The organism is Pseudomonas serboccidentalis (assembly GCF_028830055.1).
Lineage (GTDB): Bacteria > Pseudomonadota > Gammaproteobacteria > Pseudomonadales > Pseudomonadaceae > Aquipseudomonas > Aquipseudomonas serboccidentalis.
Map to the genome: position 1 here is coordinate 3,033,590 of NZ_CP101655.1, position 15,472 is coordinate 3,049,061.

The 15,472-nt window shown below is 59.6% G+C and carries 12 protein-coding genes; 4 read left to right on the plus strand and 8 right to left on the minus strand.

Translation table 11 applies throughout. From position 1 onward, the window contains the following. Positions 1–120 precede the first annotated feature (120 nt). Positions 121–576: a tRNA (cytidine(34)-2'-O)-methyltransferase gene (locus NN484_RS13970; RefSeq protein ID WP_083367278.1), complete on the minus strand. Its 456-nt coding sequence runs from the start codon at positions 574–576 to the stop codon at positions 121–123. On the opposite strand from NN484_RS13970, the gene NN484_RS13975 reads away from it, so the two are divergent. Next, on the plus strand, positions 575–1,015 hold the full coding sequence (locus NN484_RS13975; RefSeq protein WP_274657344.1) for a hypothetical protein: 441 nt from the start codon (positions 575–577) through the stop codon (positions 1,013–1,015). The genes NN484_RS13970 and NN484_RS13975 overlap by 2 nt on opposite strands. A gap of 516 nt (positions 1,016–1,531) precedes the next feature. Here NN484_RS13975 and ntrC read toward each other — a convergent pair. From ntrC to glnA, 6 genes are all read right to left on the minus strand, one after another. After that, the gene (gene ntrC / locus NN484_RS13980; protein WP_127648580.1) at positions 1,532–2,968 is read right to left on the minus strand and encodes a nitrogen regulation protein NR(I); all 1,437 of its coding nucleotides are present in this window, start codon (positions 2,966–2,968) and stop codon (positions 1,532–1,534) included. Further along, positions 2,965–4,050: a nitrogen regulation protein NR(II) gene (gene glnL, locus NN484_RS13985; RefSeq protein ID WP_127648581.1), complete on the minus strand. Its 1,086-nt coding sequence runs from the start codon at positions 4,048–4,050 to the stop codon at positions 2,965–2,967. The genes ntrC and glnL overlap by 4 nt, the downstream gene beginning before the upstream one ends. Positions 4,051–4,280: 230 nt before the next feature. Next, positions 4,281–4,898, minus strand: coding sequence for a DUF4124 domain-containing protein (locus NN484_RS13990; protein WP_274657345.1), 618 nt, complete (start codon positions 4,896–4,898; stop codon positions 4,281–4,283). Next, a complete protein-coding gene (locus tag NN484_RS13995; protein ID WP_274657346.1) occupies positions 4,895–5,407 on the minus strand; it encodes a DUF4124 domain-containing protein in 513 nt (170 codons plus the stop codon). Before NN484_RS13995 ends, NN484_RS13990 begins: the two co-directional genes overlap by 4 nt. Positions 5,408–5,507: 100 nt before the next feature. Continuing rightward, complete coding sequence (locus NN484_RS14000; RefSeq protein ID WP_274657347.1) at positions 5,508–6,851, minus strand: toxin-antitoxin system YwqK family antitoxin; 1,344 nt, start codon at positions 6,849–6,851, stop codon at positions 5,508–5,510. A gap of 128 nt (positions 6,852–6,979) precedes the next feature. After that, the gene (gene glnA, locus NN484_RS14005; protein ID WP_127648584.1) at positions 6,980–8,386 is read right to left on the minus strand and encodes a glutamate--ammonia ligase; all 1,407 of its coding nucleotides are present in this window, start codon (positions 8,384–8,386) and stop codon (positions 6,980–6,982) included. A gap of 328 nt (positions 8,387–8,714) precedes the next feature. On the opposite strand from glnA, the gene thiI reads away from it, so the two are divergent. Both thiI and typA read left to right on the plus strand, forming a co-directional pair. Next, on the plus strand, positions 8,715–10,169 hold the full coding sequence (gene thiI / locus NN484_RS14010) for a tRNA uracil 4-sulfurtransferase ThiI (protein ID WP_274657348.1): 1,455 nt from the start codon (positions 8,715–8,717) through the stop codon (positions 10,167–10,169). A gap of 139 nt (positions 10,170–10,308) precedes the next feature. Then, positions 10,309–12,129 (plus strand): translational GTPase TypA, encoded by a 1,821-nt coding sequence (gene typA / locus NN484_RS14015; RefSeq protein WP_127648587.1) that lies wholly within the window; start codon positions 10,309–10,311, stop codon positions 12,127–12,129. Between the two features lie 158 nt (positions 12,130–12,287). Here the strand turns inward: typA and NN484_RS14020 are convergent, their stop codons facing one another. Next, positions 12,288–12,725: a YkgJ family cysteine cluster protein gene (locus NN484_RS14020; RefSeq protein ID WP_007961740.1), complete on the minus strand. Its 438-nt coding sequence runs from the start codon at positions 12,723–12,725 to the stop codon at positions 12,288–12,290. A gap of 257 nt (positions 12,726–12,982) precedes the next feature. Between NN484_RS14020 and NN484_RS14025 the strand changes: the two genes are divergently transcribed. Continuing rightward, a complete protein-coding gene (locus tag NN484_RS14025; RefSeq protein WP_215501224.1) occupies positions 12,983–15,433 on the plus strand; it encodes a glycogen/starch/alpha-glucan phosphorylase in 2,451 nt (816 codons plus the stop codon). Positions 15,434–15,472: the final 39 nt, after the last annotated feature.

Consider the following 15,472-nt stretch of genomic DNA (forward strand, 5'->3'; position numbering starts at 1 on the left):
GAAACCTTCGTGTAGGAGCTGCCGAAGGCTGCGATCTTTTGATCTTGATCCCCGAAAAACAAGATCAAAAGATCGCAGCCTTCGGCAGCTCCTACAGAGGGTTGTAGGTCCGCTGCGGTGTTACTTGAAACCGTTCTGCCGCCACGCTTCGTACACGGCCACCGCCACGGTGTTGGACAGGTTCAGGCTGCGGCAGCCTTCACGCATCGGCAGGCGCAGGCGCTGTTCGGCGGGCAGGGCGTCCAGCACCTCTGGCGGCAGGCCACGGCTTTCCGGGCCGAAGATGAACGCATCGCCAGGGACGAACGCGGCGTCGTGAAACGGCCGCGAGCCCTTGGTGGTGAAGGCGAACAATCGTGGGTTGCCCAGGCTTTCAAGGCAGCTGGCGAGGTCGGCATGGCGCTGCAGCGTGGCATATTCGTGGTAGTCGAGGCCGGCCCGGCGCAAGCGCTTGTCGTCCATCTCGAAACCCAGCGGTTCGATCAAATGCAGGTGGCAGCCGCTGTTGGCGCACAGCCTGATAACGTTGCCGGTATTCGGCGGAATTTCTGGTTGAAAAAGGATGACGTGAAACATGCACGGCTCCGAAGGTAAAGATGACGCGCATTCTACGCCGCAAGCCGACCCGCGTTCGAAACTATTCCCGCGGGTGATCGGTTCGCTGGCGATTTTCGGCCTGATGGTCGGTTTGATGATCGGTCGCCTGACCACGCCAGATCCGAGCGTGCTGCAGCAGGTCGACGTGACGGATGACGGCCTGGTGGTCTGGTTCAACAACGAGCCCAAACTGCACGGCGAGATCATCGACGGCACCGTGGCCCTGCTGTTTCAGGCTGAAGGTAATGCGCAGAAGGGTCAGCTCAGGCTCAACGGCAAGGACGTGAATTGGCGGACGCGAGTGAGTGATGGTGGTTTGTTGTTGACGGTGCTGGCGGCGCGGCCGCTGCAGGGGGGCTGGGCCGGCAGTCAGGTCGATGACCGCTGGCGGCTGGAGATCCATCTCCGGGAGCAATAAAAGCGGGAATCCCTGACCTGCCTGTATCAGGGTTCCCAAAACGGGGTGGACTTCGCTGAGAGCGTCGGTCCGGTGTAAAGAGGGAACCCCCGGCCTGCCTGTACCAAGGATCCCAAAAGGGTGGGCGCATCGCGTTGCGGTGTGCGTCCGGTGTAAAGAGGGGAATCCCCGGCCTGCCTGTACCAAGGTCCCCGAAACGGGTGGTGAATCGAATCACCTGTGAGGGTTATTGCAGGGGGCGTGCCAGTTTTAGTATTTGGAAACAGAAAAATCTCTCAGAAACGCGAAAGCCCCGTCATTCGGGGCTTTCGCGTTTCTGTGGCTTGGGTTTTTCAGTTTTTACTGGATGTTTTTTGAACAGGTTGCGATGCCCGATCACGGGTCATCGTGCATTGATGCGGTGCACGCAGGCCTAAAAGCATCGCGAGCAGGCTCACTCTTACCGTTGCAATGCGTTCCCCTGTAGGAGTGAGCCTGCTCGCGAATGGATGTAACGGGCAGCGATGAACTCAGGGCTTAACCCTCATCCCCCTCATCATCATCCCCGCCATCCACTTTCATCCCCAGTTCCTTGATCTTGCGCGTCAGGGTATTGCGACCCCAACCGAGCAATACCGCCGCATCACGACGGCGACCGGCCGTGTGCTTCAGCGCGGTCTCGATCATGATCCGCTCAAATGCCGGCACTGCGCTGTCGAGCAAGCTCGACTGGCCACGGGCCAATGCCTGATCGGCCCACTGGCGCAGTGCCTGTTCCCAGTTGGTCACTGGCGCCGAATCCTGCGGCAGGCTCAGCAATTCCGGCGGCAGGTCGCTGATGTGCACCTCGCGCCCGGACGCCATCACGGTGATCCAGCGGCAAGTGTTTTCCAGCTGCCGTACGTTGCCCGGCCATGGCAGGTTCTTCAGGTATTCCTCGGTCTCGGTTTTCAGCAGCTTCGGCTCCACTGCCAGTTCTTGCGCGGCGCGGCTGAGGAAGTGCTTGGCCAGGGTCGGAATGTCTTCGCGACGATCCGACAGGCGTGGAATGTGAATGCGGATCACGTTGAGGCGGTGGAACAAGTCCTCACGGAATTTCCCGGCGTGCACCAGGGTTTCCAGATTCTGGTGCGTCGCGGCGATGATCCGTACGTCGACTTTGACCGGCACGTGCCCGCCAACGCGATAGAACTCGCCGTCAGCCAGCACCCGCAGCAAGCGGGTCTGGGTGTCGGCCGGCATGTCGCCGATTTCATCGAGGAACAGCGTGCCGCCGTCAGCCTGTTCGAAACGTCCGCGCCGCAGGTTTGCCGCGCCGGTAAACGCGCCTTTCTCGTGACCGAACAGCTCGGACTCCATCAGATCCTTCGGGATCGCCGCCATGTTCAGCGCGATGAACGGCGAGGCCGCCCGCGGGCTGTGGCGGTGCAGGGCGTGGGCCACCAGCTCTTTACCGGTGCCGGATTCGCCGTTGATCAGCACAGTGATGTTGGAGTGGCTCAAGCGGCCGATGGCGCGAAACACTTCCTGCATCGCCGGCGCTTCGCCGATGATTTCCGGGGTGCGGGTCAGTGCCGGCACCACTTCCAGGCCTTGCTGTTCCTGCGCATGCTGATTGGCGCGCTTGACCAGCGATACCGCCTCATCCACGTCGAACGGCTTGGGCAGGTATTCGAAGGCGCCGCCCTGATACGAGGCTACCGCGCTGTCCAGGTCGGAGTGAGCGGTCATGATGATCACTGGCAACCGTGGGTGCTGCTCGCGAATCCGCGCCAGCAGGTCCAGGCCACTGGCGCCCGGCATGCGGATATCGGAAATGATCACATCAGGCTGCTGACGGGCCAGACGACTCATCACGCCATCGGCGCTGTCGAAGCTCTGGGTGGTCATGCCTTCTTGCTGCAAGGCCTTTTCCAGAACCCAACGGATAGAACGGTCGTCATCGACGATCCACACGGTTTCACTACGGCTCATGTCGATGTGGCTCCTTGTTCCAGTGGCAGAAAGATCGAGAACGTGGTGTGGCCGGGGTGGCTGTCACACTCGATCAGGCCCTGGTGCTGGCTGATGATGTTCTGGGTGATGGACAGGCCCAGCCCGGTACCGTCCGGGCGGCCGCTGACCATGGGAAAGAAGATGGTTTCCTGGAGTTCCGCCGGGATCCCGGGGCCGTTGTCGATAATCTCGATCTTGGTCACCAGGCGATGGCGGACATGCCCAATGGTGAACTGGCGCATGGTCCGGGAGCGCAGGCTGATGCGGCCCAGGCGCAGCTCGTTCTGGCTGCTGATCGCCTGCATCGCGTTGCGTACGATGTTCAGTACGGCCTGAATCATTTGTTCGCGGTCGATCAACACGTCGGGAATGCTCGGGTCGTAATCGCGCACCAAGGTGATGCAGCCCTGACTTTCCGCTTCGACCAGTTGGCAGACGCGTTCGAGCACTTCGTGGACGTTGCACAGGGCCAGCGACGGCAGCTTGTTCGAGCCGAGCATGCGGTCGACCAGATTGCGCAGGCGGTCGGCCTCTTCAATGATCACGTTGGTGTAGTCGCGCAGGTTGTCTTCCGGCAGTTCGCGGGCCAGCAACTGCGCGGCGCCACGGATGCCACCCAGCGGATTCTTGATCTCGTGGGCGAGGCCGCGCACCAGCATCTTGCTGGTTTCCTGCTTGGACAATTGCGCCTCTTCCTTGGTGATCCGCAGCAGGCGATCACGCGGGTGTACCTCCAGCAGAAGCATGGTCTCGCCGTTGCTGAGGATCGGCGTCACCGCGTAGTCCACGGTCAGGGTCTGGCCGGTGAGGGCGGTGAGCATCGCTTCGCGCTTGGTGAACGGGTGTGCCTGTTCCACCGCCTGACGCAGCGAGTTGAGCGCCTCGGTGGATTCGGTGAACAGCTCGCTGATGAACTGTCCATGACTGCGCTGACCGCTGATGGCCAGCAGCATTTCCGCCGCCGGGTTCATGTACTCAAGGCGCAGTTCGGCGTCGAGCAGAATGGTGGCGGTGGTCAGGTTGTCGAGCAGCAAACGGTGGATTGCGTCGCTTATGGTCATCTGGACCCCTTTTGGAGCAAGGCGTGCGCGAGAACTAAGCGCTGATGCGAGGAAAATGCAAAAACCAAACCAAGGCTCCGAAAAGAAGCGCTCAACCCCTGAAACAGGCGTTTGACGCTCGTTTGCGTGGCGTCCTGCCGGGGCTGGCGGGTACTTTCGAACCAAAATGGGTTGGAATGTGGGTACGGTGCAGCTTGTTGCACCAATATAGTGCGCAAAGCTGAACGGCGTTAGAAGAAACGCAGGAAGGGATTTTTCGGCTCGGGCGGTTTGTCCTTCAGCGGGCATTCCGGGCGCACGCCGTAGTCCTCGCCGACGCAGGGTTTGACCTGGCGTTTCTGCGCAAGCGAGATGCGCAGCATGTGGAACGGCTGGTTGGCAGTACGTTCGACGGTGCGGCCTTGCTCATCGAGGATTTCCACCGACAGGTTGTGGCTGCCCCGGTCGATGTTGCTCAACGCAAATACCGGGCTCAAGCCCGGTTCGCCTGTGGCCTGGCCGTCCAGCAGCAGGCGATAGCGATGACCGTGTTGCAGGCCCGGTTCGCTGGTGACGCTGACGATCAATTCGCCGGCGCTACTGCGGATGGTCGCGTCCGGCTCGGGAATCAGAATGCGCAGCATGTCGTAGTGGAACAGCGGTTGCTCCAGGGATTTTTTTGCAGTGCTGATCGGCATGGCGGCCGTGGGGTTGGCCGACATGCGATTGCTGGTCGCGATGGGTACGCGCTTGGCGTTGCCACGCGGCTGGTCGGTGTAGACGCGATTGCCCTGCGCATCGACATAGGTGAAGACCTCCGCCGAAACGGGCAGGGCCAGCAGGCACAGAATCAGCCAGACGCCTCTCATGGCTTGTGCACCCGCTGCACCGTAAGCACCACGACCGGGCTCTGCTGGATGATCGCCTGACCATCAATCACCTGCACCGCCAGGCGATGCTCACCACGATCGATATTCACCAGTTGCAGGATCGGCACGTTGCTCGGCTGGCCGTACGGCTCGTCGTCCAGGACCAGCCTTAATTGGTGCGGCGCCTGCAGACGCGGTGTGATCAGCACATTGACGGTGAACGTACCGTTGTTGGCGCGCAGGGCTTCTTCGCTGGGCAGGCCCGTCAGTTCCAGCACTTCATAAGCGTTGCGTGCCGCTGGGCGTTTGTCCGTGCTGGAAGGCGCCGGTGCGCTCGGTGCCTGAGGTTCGACGCTGTTGAGCGGCGGCAACTCCACTGGCTGCGCCTGTACGCCGTCCGGCGAATGATCGCTGTAGACCGTGTTGCCGTTGGCGTCGGTGTACTTGTAGATCTGCGCGGCGGCGGGCAGGGCGATCACCAGCAGGAGGAATAGAAGACCACGACCCATGGACTCGACCGATCAACAATGAGATTGGCTTGCAGCATAGGCCAGGGACGGCGGTAAGCCCAACCGGGACAACATCCGCTCACACAAAGCGTCCGGATCTTTATCGTGAAACGCCCGCCTCAAGCACGCTTTCGCGGGCGCCAGACAGGACACCAGCCTCGTAATGCTCGATGTAAGTCAAAGCGCCATTGGCGTCGGTATCGCGCAGCTCGCCGTCTTTTTTGCCGGCGACGAAGTTCACGGTCTGGGTGTGGCCGTTGTCGGCCTTGAGTGTCCATGGGCCACTTTGCAGGTTGTCGGTGTAGTTGCCGGTACCTGCTTTGGTTGTCCACAGGCCTTGGCGCTTGTCGTCGACATAACTGCCGCGCTCGGTGGTGCCGGCGGTGGTCAGTTCGCTCGGGCCATTGAGTTGTCCGTGGGCATAGGTCTGGAACCCGCTGGCAACCCACTCCATGTCGTCGTAGTTGTGAAGTTGCCAGCGGCCCTCACGCAAATCATTGTGGTACTCGCCGTCCAGCGTTTGCCCGTCCTGATAAATGGACCACTGCCCCTCCCGTTTACCCTCGGCAAAATGACCGGACTCCGAATATTTCTCGTCTTTGGAAATAGACCACGGACCGGTACGCACGCCCTGCTTGTAGGCCCCTTGGGCTGAGATCGATCCGGAATCATAAGACACCGATTGGCCATCTTCACCGCCGGTGAATTTCATCGGGTCGGTTTCCCAGGCGATACGTCTGACCCGATAGTTGTACAGCGTGCGGTTGCCCTCGACGAGGGTTTTGTCGAGCCAGCGCCAGAAGGTGACGGTCAGAAAGCGTCCGTCTTTTTCCTGATAGGTCTTCTTGAAAAAGTACGGTTCGTCGTCCGGTGTCGGGTCGGGGAGTGGGTCGTAGTACTGGCTGTAATAGCTAACCAGCGTTCCTTGGCTGAGATCGAGCTGGTCGAACTCGGGCACGCCGGACGCTTCGTAGAAGAAACGGTAGTTGAGCGGGGTGATACGGCTAAGGGCTTTCTTGACGGTCAGCGCATCCAGGCGTTTCTGGCCTTCGGTGATACGATCCAGCGCCGGCTGCAGGAGCGTGACGCGGCTGTAGAGCTGATCATTGGCGTCGTATTTGTAGGCGTAGACCTTGTAGCGATCGTTTTGTCGGAATAGCACGAAGCGCGTCGGATCCTCGCTGTCGAGTGACTTGAGAAATACCGAATCGATGGTGGCCTGACCGAAGTCATCCAGCAGTTGCGGGTTTGCCTCAGGCGTGTCGCAGACGCAGTAATAACCTTTGACGCCGTCCGCTTCTTTGATAAATGCCAGTGTGGCCGAGCTTTCCTGCAATCCCTGGATCAGCGGATGAGCCAGTGGTTTGTTTTCATAAAACTCAGCTGCGTTCACAGCCTGGCAGGCGAGGCCGGTCATCAGGGGCAGAGCCCATAACCACTTCATGCGAATCCCTTCGTCAAGGCGCCAGTCGTGGCGCAGAGGCGGCGGATTATCCATGGATGAGCGCGCACAAAAAAGGCCTCCCGAAGGAGGCCTCTTTTTGTCACGCCGCGTAGCGCGGCGCTACCGGATCAGCAGCTGTAGTACAGCTCATATTCCAGTGGGTGCACGAAGGTGCGAACCTTGATTTCTTCTTCGGATTTCAGCGCGATGTAAGCGTCGATGAAGTCGTCGGAGAACACGCCGCCCTTGGTCAGGAACGCACGGCCCTTGTCCAGCTCTTCCAGGGCTTCTTTCAGGCTGCCGCAAACTTGTGGGATTTCTTTCGCCTCTTCAGGCGGCAGGTCGTACAGGTTTTTGTCAGCGGCATCGCCTGGGTGGATCTTGTTCTGGATACCGTCCAGGCCGGCCATCAGCAGTGCTGCGAAAGCCAGGTACGGGTTGGCAGCCGGATCCGGGAAGCGCGCTTCGATACGACGGCCACGTGGGCTGTTGACGTAAGGAATGCGGATCGAGGCGGAACGGTTGCGCGCCGAGTAGGCCAGCATTACCGGAGCTTCGAAACCTGGCACCAGACGCTTGTAGGAGTTGGTGGCCGGGTTGGTGAAGCCGTTCAGGGCCTTACCGTGCTTGATGATACCGCCGATGAAGTACAGGGCGGTTTCGGACAGGCCGGCATAGCCTTCGCCAGCGAAGGTGTTCTTGCCGTCTTTGGCGATGGACATGTGGACGTGCATGCCCGAGCCGTTGTCGCCGTACAGTGGCTTCGGCATGAAGGTCGCGGTGCGGCCGTAAGCGTCGGCAACGTTGTGTACAACGTATTTCAGAGTCTGAACTTCGTCAGCTTTCTTCACCAGGGTGTTGAACTTGACACCAATTTCGTTCTGACCGGCAGTCGCCACTTCGTGGTGGTGAACTTCAACGGTCTGGCCCATTTCTTCCAGTGCGTTGCACATGGCAGTACGGATTTCGTGGTCGTGGTCGAACGGCGGAACCGGGAAGTAGCCGCCTTTGATACCAGGACGGTGGCCTTTGTTGCCGCCTTCGATGTCCTGGTCGGACATCCACGAACCCTGTTCGGAGTAGATCTTGAACATCGAGCCGGAGATGTCCGACTTGAACTTCACTTCGTCGAAGATGAAGAACTCTGGCTCTGGACCGGCGAAGACGGTGTCACCGATACCGGTGGTCTTCAGGTATTCCTCGGCGCGGTGAGCGATGGCGCGCGGGTCGCGATCGTAACCTTGCATGGTCGAAGGTTCGATGATGTCGCACACCAGGATCAGGGTTGGATCTTCGGTGAACGGATCGAGAACGGCAGTATCGTCGTCCGGCAGCAGGATCATGTCGGAGGCTTCGATGCCTTTCCAGCCAGCGATGGAGGAACCGTCGAACATCTTGCCGACTTCGAAGAAGTCGTCTTCCAGCGCATCGCGAGCCGGCATGGTCACGTGGTGCTGAGTGCCTTTGGTGTCCGTGAAGCGCAGATCAATCCACTTGACGTCATGATCTTTGATGAGTTGAACCGACTTCGACATAGTGTCCTCCGGGTGGCTTAGGGCTTGGTAGTGGATGCCCTTAATATGGGTGATGCCGGCGCAGATACTCTGCCAAGGCAACCTGCCTCACAAGGGAGCAAATTGCATGCCAGTGCCCCACCATGGGTTTTTTGCCCCAAATTCACGCTTCCCGCGGTGCGAAGCGCAATAAAGGGGAAAATCTCGCCCCTTAATGTAGCGTGCAAATTTGAAAGTGACCCGTTTTGGTGCATGAAAAACCTTCTGCATATTAACTGGTTAAACCTTGAGCAATTTCCGCTATAATCCGCGCCCCCCTTTTTCGGCTGGCCCTGCGCGCGCTGTTTTCATGAAACTAATCGTAAAAGTCTTCCCCGAGATCACCATCAAGAGCCGCCCTGTCCGGATGCGTTTCATCCGCCAGCTGGCCAAGAACATCCGCGCCGTGCTCCGCGATCTGGACCCGGCCGTGGTGGTGAACGGTGTGTGGGACAATCTCGAGCTGGAAACCCGCGTTACCGACCCCAAAGCCTTGAAAGAGATGGGTGAGCGCCTGGTCTGCACGCCGGGCGTTGCGCATTTTCTGCAGATCGACGAGTACCCGCTGGGCGACTTCGACGACATCACCGAGAAGTGCAAACAGCACTACGGCGATGTGCTGGCCGGGAAGATTTTCTCGGTGCGCTGCAAGCGTGCAGGCAAGCACCCGTTCAGTTCGATGGACGTCGAGAAGTATGTCGGCAGCAAGCTGCGTCGTGAGTGCGGCGCGGCCGGAATCGACCTCAAAGCACCGGAAATCGAAGTTCGCATCGAAGTTCGCGACCAACGGTTGTTTGTCATCCACAGCCAGCACAACGGCATCGGCGGCTACCCGCTCGGCGCCCTGGAGCAGACGCTGGTATTGATGTCCGGTGGCTTTGACTCGACGGTTGCCGCTTACCAGATCATGCGCCGCGGCCTGATGGCGCATTTCTGCTTCTTCAATCTGGGCGGTCGTGCCCACGAATTGGGCGTGATGGAAGTCGCGCACTTCATCTGGAAGAAGTACGGCAGCTCGCAACGCGTGCTATTTGTCAGTGTTCCGTTCGAAGAAGTGTTGGGCGAAATTCTCGGCAAAGTCGATAACAGTCATATGGGCGTCGTATTGAAGCGTATGATGTTGCGCGCGTCCTCCGCCATTGCCGACCGCCTGCACATCGATGCACTGGTGACCGGCGAAGCGATCTCCCAGGTGTCGAGCCAGACCTTGCCGAACCTGTCGGTGATCGACTGCGTGACCGACAAGCTGGTCCTGCGCCCACTGATCGTTGCGCACAAGCAGGACATCATCGACACGGCCAACGAGATCGGCACCGCCGATTTTGCCCGGCACATGCCGGAATATTGCGGGGTCATTTCGGTCAATCCGAAGACCGCCGCCAAACGCTACCGCGTCGAGCACGAAGAGAAAGAATTCGACATGGCGGTCCTCGAGCGTGCGCTCGAAAACGCCAAACTGGTGCCAATCGATCGGGTGATCGACGAATTGGGCCAGGACTTGCAGATCGAAGAAGTCGGCGAAGCGCTGGCCGGTCAGATCGTCATCGACATCCGTCACCCGGATGCGGCCGAGGATGACCCGCTGGAACTCACCGGCATAGAAGTACAGACGATGCCGTTCTACGCAGTGAACGCTCGTTTCAAGGAGCTGGATCCGACTCGCCAGTACCTGCTGTATTGCGACAAAGGCGTGATGAGTCGCCTGCATGCTCACCATTTGCTCAGTGAGGGGCATGCCAATGTGCGCGTTTATCGACCGAGCTAAGTGCCCGGGGCTGTTTGCCTGTGGCCTGCGTCACCGGCCCCCCGACACCGCCGTCAAGCTGTAACGGCCATGCCGGACACTACTGTTAATCGCTGCCAAGACTTGTCAGCAAACCGAATCCTCTGATCGAGATACACAAGTGATCGAAAATCTACGTAACATCGCCATCATTGCCCACGTTGACCATGGTAAGACCACCCTGGTAGACAAACTCCTGCGTCAATCCGGCACCCTGGAGCGCAACGAGCTCAACGACGAGCGCGTGATGGACTCCAACGACCAGGAAAAAGAGCGCGGTATTACCATTCTGGCGAAAAACACCGCCATCAACTGGAACGGCTACCACATCAACATCGTGGACACCCCGGGCCACGCCGACTTCGGCGGCGAAGTAGAACGCGTAATGTCGATGGTTGACTCCGTTCTGCTGCTGGTTGACGCTCAAGACGGCCCTATGCCGCAAACCCGTTTCGTGACCAAGAAGGCGTTCGAAGCCGGCCTGCGTCCAATCGTGGTCATCAACAAGGTTGACCGTCCAGGCGCGCGTCCGGACTGGGTTCTGGATCAGATCTTCGACCTGTTCGACAACCTCGGTGCGACCGAAGAACAACTGGACTTCCAGGTTGTTTACGCTTCGGCCCTGAACGGCATCGCCGGTCTGGACCACACCGCCATGGGCGAAGACATGACTGCTCTGTACCAGGCAGTTGTTGACCACGTTCCGCCTCCGGCCGTTGACCGTGACGGTCCGTTCCAGATGCAGATTTCCGCTCTGGACTACAACAGCTTCCTGGGTGTTATCGGTGTTGGCCGTATCGCTCGTGGTCGCGTCAAGCCGAACACCCCGGTTGTCGCTATCAGCGCCGACGGCAAGCGCCGCAACGGTCGTATCCTGAAGCTGATGGGTCACCACGGTCTGCACCGCGTTGACGTTGAAGAAGCAGCGGCCGGCGACATCGTCTGCATCAGCGGCTTCGACGAGCTGTTCATCTCCGACACTCTGTGCGATATCAACACCGTCGAGGCGATGAAGCCGCTGACCGTTGACGAGCCAACCGTTTCCATGACCTTCCAGGTAAACGACTCGCCATTCTGCGGTAAAGAAGGCAAGTTCGTGACCTCCCGTAACATCAAGGATCGTCTGGACAAAGAGCTGCTGTACAACGTTGCACTGCGCGTTGAAGAAGGCGACTCGGCTGACAAGTTCAAGGTTTCCGGCCGTGGTGAGCTGCACCTCTCGGTACTGATCGAAACCATGCGTCGCGAAGGCTTCGAGCTGGCCCTGGGCCGTCCTGAAGTGATCATCCGTGAAGTTGACGGCGTGAAGCAGGAACCGTTCGAAAACGTAACCATCGACATCCCTGAAGAATCGCAGGGCAAGGTCATGGAAGAGATGGGTCTGCGTAAGGGCGACCTGAGCAACATGGTGCCGGATGGCAAGGGCCGTGTTCGTCTGGAATACAACATCCCTGCTCGCGGTCTGATCGGTTTCCGTAACCAGTTCCTGACCCTGACCAACGGTGCTGGCATCCTGACCTCGATCTTCGACCGTTACGCTCCAGTGAAGTCGGGCCACATGTCCGGCCGTCAGAACGGCGTTCTGGTTTCGGTTGAAACCGGCAAGGCACTGACCTACTCGCTGGAAACCCTGCAGGCTCGTGGCAAGCTGTTCGTAGAACACGGCCAGGAGATCTACAACGGTCAGATCGTTGGTCAGAACAGCCGCGACAACGACCTGGGTGTGAACCCAACCAAAGGCAAGAAGCTCGACAACATGCGTGCTTCGGGTAAAGACGAAACCATCGCTCTGGTACCACCTGTTCGCTTCACCCTGGAACAGGCTCTGGAATACATCCAGGAAGACGAGCTGTGCGAAGTCACTCCTAAGTCCATCCGTCTTCGCAAGAAGATCCTGGACGAAAGCGAGCGTACCCGCGCTGCCAAGAAAGCCAAGGCATAAGATTTAGCCCAGGCTGAAAAAAACGCCCCCGGTCGCGAGACCGGGGGCGTTTTTGTTTGTCTGCGATTCAAGGCAAAAAAAGATCGCAGCCTTCGGCAGCTCCTACAGGGATACGCATTCCCCTGTAGGAGCTGCCGAAGGCTGCGATCTTTTGATCTTCAGAACTTCTCGATCGACCGGGAATTCTGCACGCGCTCGACTTCTTTCGGCTTGTACGCGCAGTATCCCGGACGCGGCCCGATCTTCGGGTGGTTACGGCAGGTGTCCGGGCGCTTGTCATAAATGGTGCACAGGCGGCTCTTACGATCCAGGTAGTAGCAATCGTTGTTGCTCATGCGCTGCAGGGTGAAGATCCCCGACTTCTGGTTGAAGCGCTCGACCAGCCCTTCCTTTTGCAGGCGCTTGGCGATGTTCTTCGGCGGGTCGCCCAGCTCGAACTCGTCGACCACGCCGATGCGCACCAGGTCCTTGATCTTGACCTCGACCGGCAGGGTGCAGCAGCTGGAGACACAAGAGCCGCACATCGGGGCCGAATATTTGGCCCACGTATCGAGACGGTCGATCTCGGCGGCGGCAATCAGGTTGGGCTTCATCATCGGGAATTACCAGGCGTGTGCATCAGGGCGCGCGATCATACCGGGACTGGTGGATTTTTGAACAACCTTTCGCCAGATTTTTCCAAATGCCACTCAATTGGCCGTCAGTACGGCACGGCCCCTGCATTCAATAGCCCACTCGCCAAGGTAATGCCGGGCTATCTCACCGTCTTCGGAAAAACTGCAGAACCTGCGCCTCTACCGTCGGTCAGACCGTCTAGGCTCAGACAATTCCCCGCTCGCTCGAGGTCCTATCGATGACTCAAGAACCACTAGTTCGCGAAGCAGAGGTGGCCGCATTCCGCGACGCCGTCCTGACCAAACTCACCTACGCGGTGGGCAAAGACCCGGATCACGCCTTCGACCATGACTGGTTCGAGGCCATTGCCCTGGCGGCGCGCGACCACATGGTCGAGCACTGGATGGACCACACCCGGCAGATCTACCGCAAAGGCCAGAAGCGGGTGTATTACCTCTCGCTGGAGTTTCTCATTGGTCGCTTGCTCTACGACAGCTTGAGCAACCTCGGTCTGCTCGATGTCGCCCGTGAAGCGCTGACTGAACTGGGCGTCGATCTGGAGCGCATCCGTCTGCTGGAACCGGATGCGGCACTCGGCAACGGCGGCCTCGGGCGTCTGGCGGCGTGCTTCATGGAAAGCATGTCGACCCTCGGCATCGCCGGGCATGGCTACGGCATTCGCTACGAACACGGCTTGTTCCGTCAGGCCATCGTCGATGGCTGGCAGCAGGAACAGACCGAACACTGGCTGGATTTCGGCAACCCGTGGGAGTTCGAACGTCCGGAAGTGGTGTACACCATCGGTTTCGGCGGCAGTGTCGAAACCGTCACCGATGCCAGCGGCAAATCCAGGCAGGTCTGGTCGCCAGCCGAAACCGTGCGGGGGATTGCCTACGACACACCGGTGGTCGGTTGGCGCGGGGCGAGCGTCAACACCTTGCGCCTGTGGCGCGCGCGGGCCATGGAAGATCTGCATCTGGAGCGCTTCAACGCCGGTGACCACTTGGGCGCCGTGGCTGAAGTGGCCCGAGCTGAAAGTATCTCCCGCGTGCTCTATCCGGCGGACAGCACCGAAGCCGGGCAGGAGCTGCGCCTGCGCCAGGAATACTTCTTCGTTGCCGCGTCGCTGCAAGACTTGCTGCGTCGTCATCGCAACATGCACACCTCGGTACTGACCCTGGGCGATCACGCGGCGATCCAGCTCAACGACACCCACCCCTCGATTGCCGTTGCCGAACTGATGCGGCAACTGGTCGATGTCTACGACGTGGCCTGGGATGCGGCGTGGCAAGTCACCGTCGACACGCTGTCGTACACCAACCACACGCTGCTGCCCGAAGCGCTGGAAACCTGGCCGGTCGGCCTGATGGAGCGCATGTTGCCGCGGCACATGCAGATCATCTACCTGATCAATGCCCAGCACATCGATTCGCTGCGGGCCAAGGGCATCCATGACTTCGACGTGCTGCGTGCGGTGTCGCTGATCGAAGAGGACAACGGCCGCCGGGTGCGCATGGGTAACCTCGCGTTCCTCGGTTCGCACAGCGTCAACGGCGTGTCCGGGCTGCATACGCAGTTGATGCGCAAGACCGTGTTTGCCGAATTGCACAAGCTCTATCCGGAGCGGATCAACAACAAAACCAACGGCATCACCTTCCGCCGCTGGCTGTTTCAGGCCAACTCCGAACTGACCTCGATGCTGGTCGATGCCCTCGGTCCGCAAGTGCTGGATAATCCCGAAGAACGCTTGCTCGACCTCGAACCGTTCGCCGAGAAAACCGCGTTCCGCAAGGCCTTCGCCGAGCAGCGCCTGCATAGCAAAAAGGCCTTGGCCTATCTGATTCACGAGCGGCTGGGGATCGCAGTCAATCCGGCGGCGATGTTCGACGTGCAGGTCAAACGGATCCACGAATACAAGCGTCAGTTGCTCAACCTGATGCACACCGTGGCGCTGTATCAGGCGATTCGCGCCGAGCCTGAAGTCGACTGGGTGCCACGGGTGAAGATCTTTGCCGGCAAGGCGGCGGCCAGTTATCACCAGGCCAAACTGATCATCAAACTGACCAACGACATCGCCCGGGTGGTGAACAACGATCCGACCGTGCGCGGTCTGCTGAAAGTGGTGTTTTTGCCCAACTACAACGTCAGCCTGGCCGAGAGCATCATTCCGGCGGCGGATTTGTCCGAGCAGATTTCCACCGCCGGTTTCGAAGCCTCGGGCACCAGCAACATGAAATTCGGCCTCAACGGCGCACTGACCATCGGCACCCTCGACGGCGCCAACGTGGAAATGTGCGAGCGCATCGGTGCCGAGCACATGTTCATCTTCGGTCTCAGCGCGCAGCAGGTCGAAGCGCGCAAACAGAACCACGAGTTCAGTGCCGCGCCGGACATCGCCGCGTCTCACCGCCTGAGCGACGTGCTGCAAGCGATCCGCAGCGGCGTGTTCTCGCCGGATGACACGTCGCGCTACACCGGGCTGATCGATTCGCTGGTGGACTACGACCGCTTCCTGGTCTGCGCCGACTTCGATTCCTACTGGGAAGCGCAAAAACGCGTCGATGCGCACTGGCTCGATTCCAACAACTGGTGGCGTTCGGCAGTGCTCAACACGGCGCGGATGGGCTGGTTCTCCTCCGACCGGACTATCCGCGAGTACGCCACCGATATCTGGAAAGCGCTGGAGTAACTTTTCGCTCGGCTCGATATAATCGGCGCGCCGGAAAAG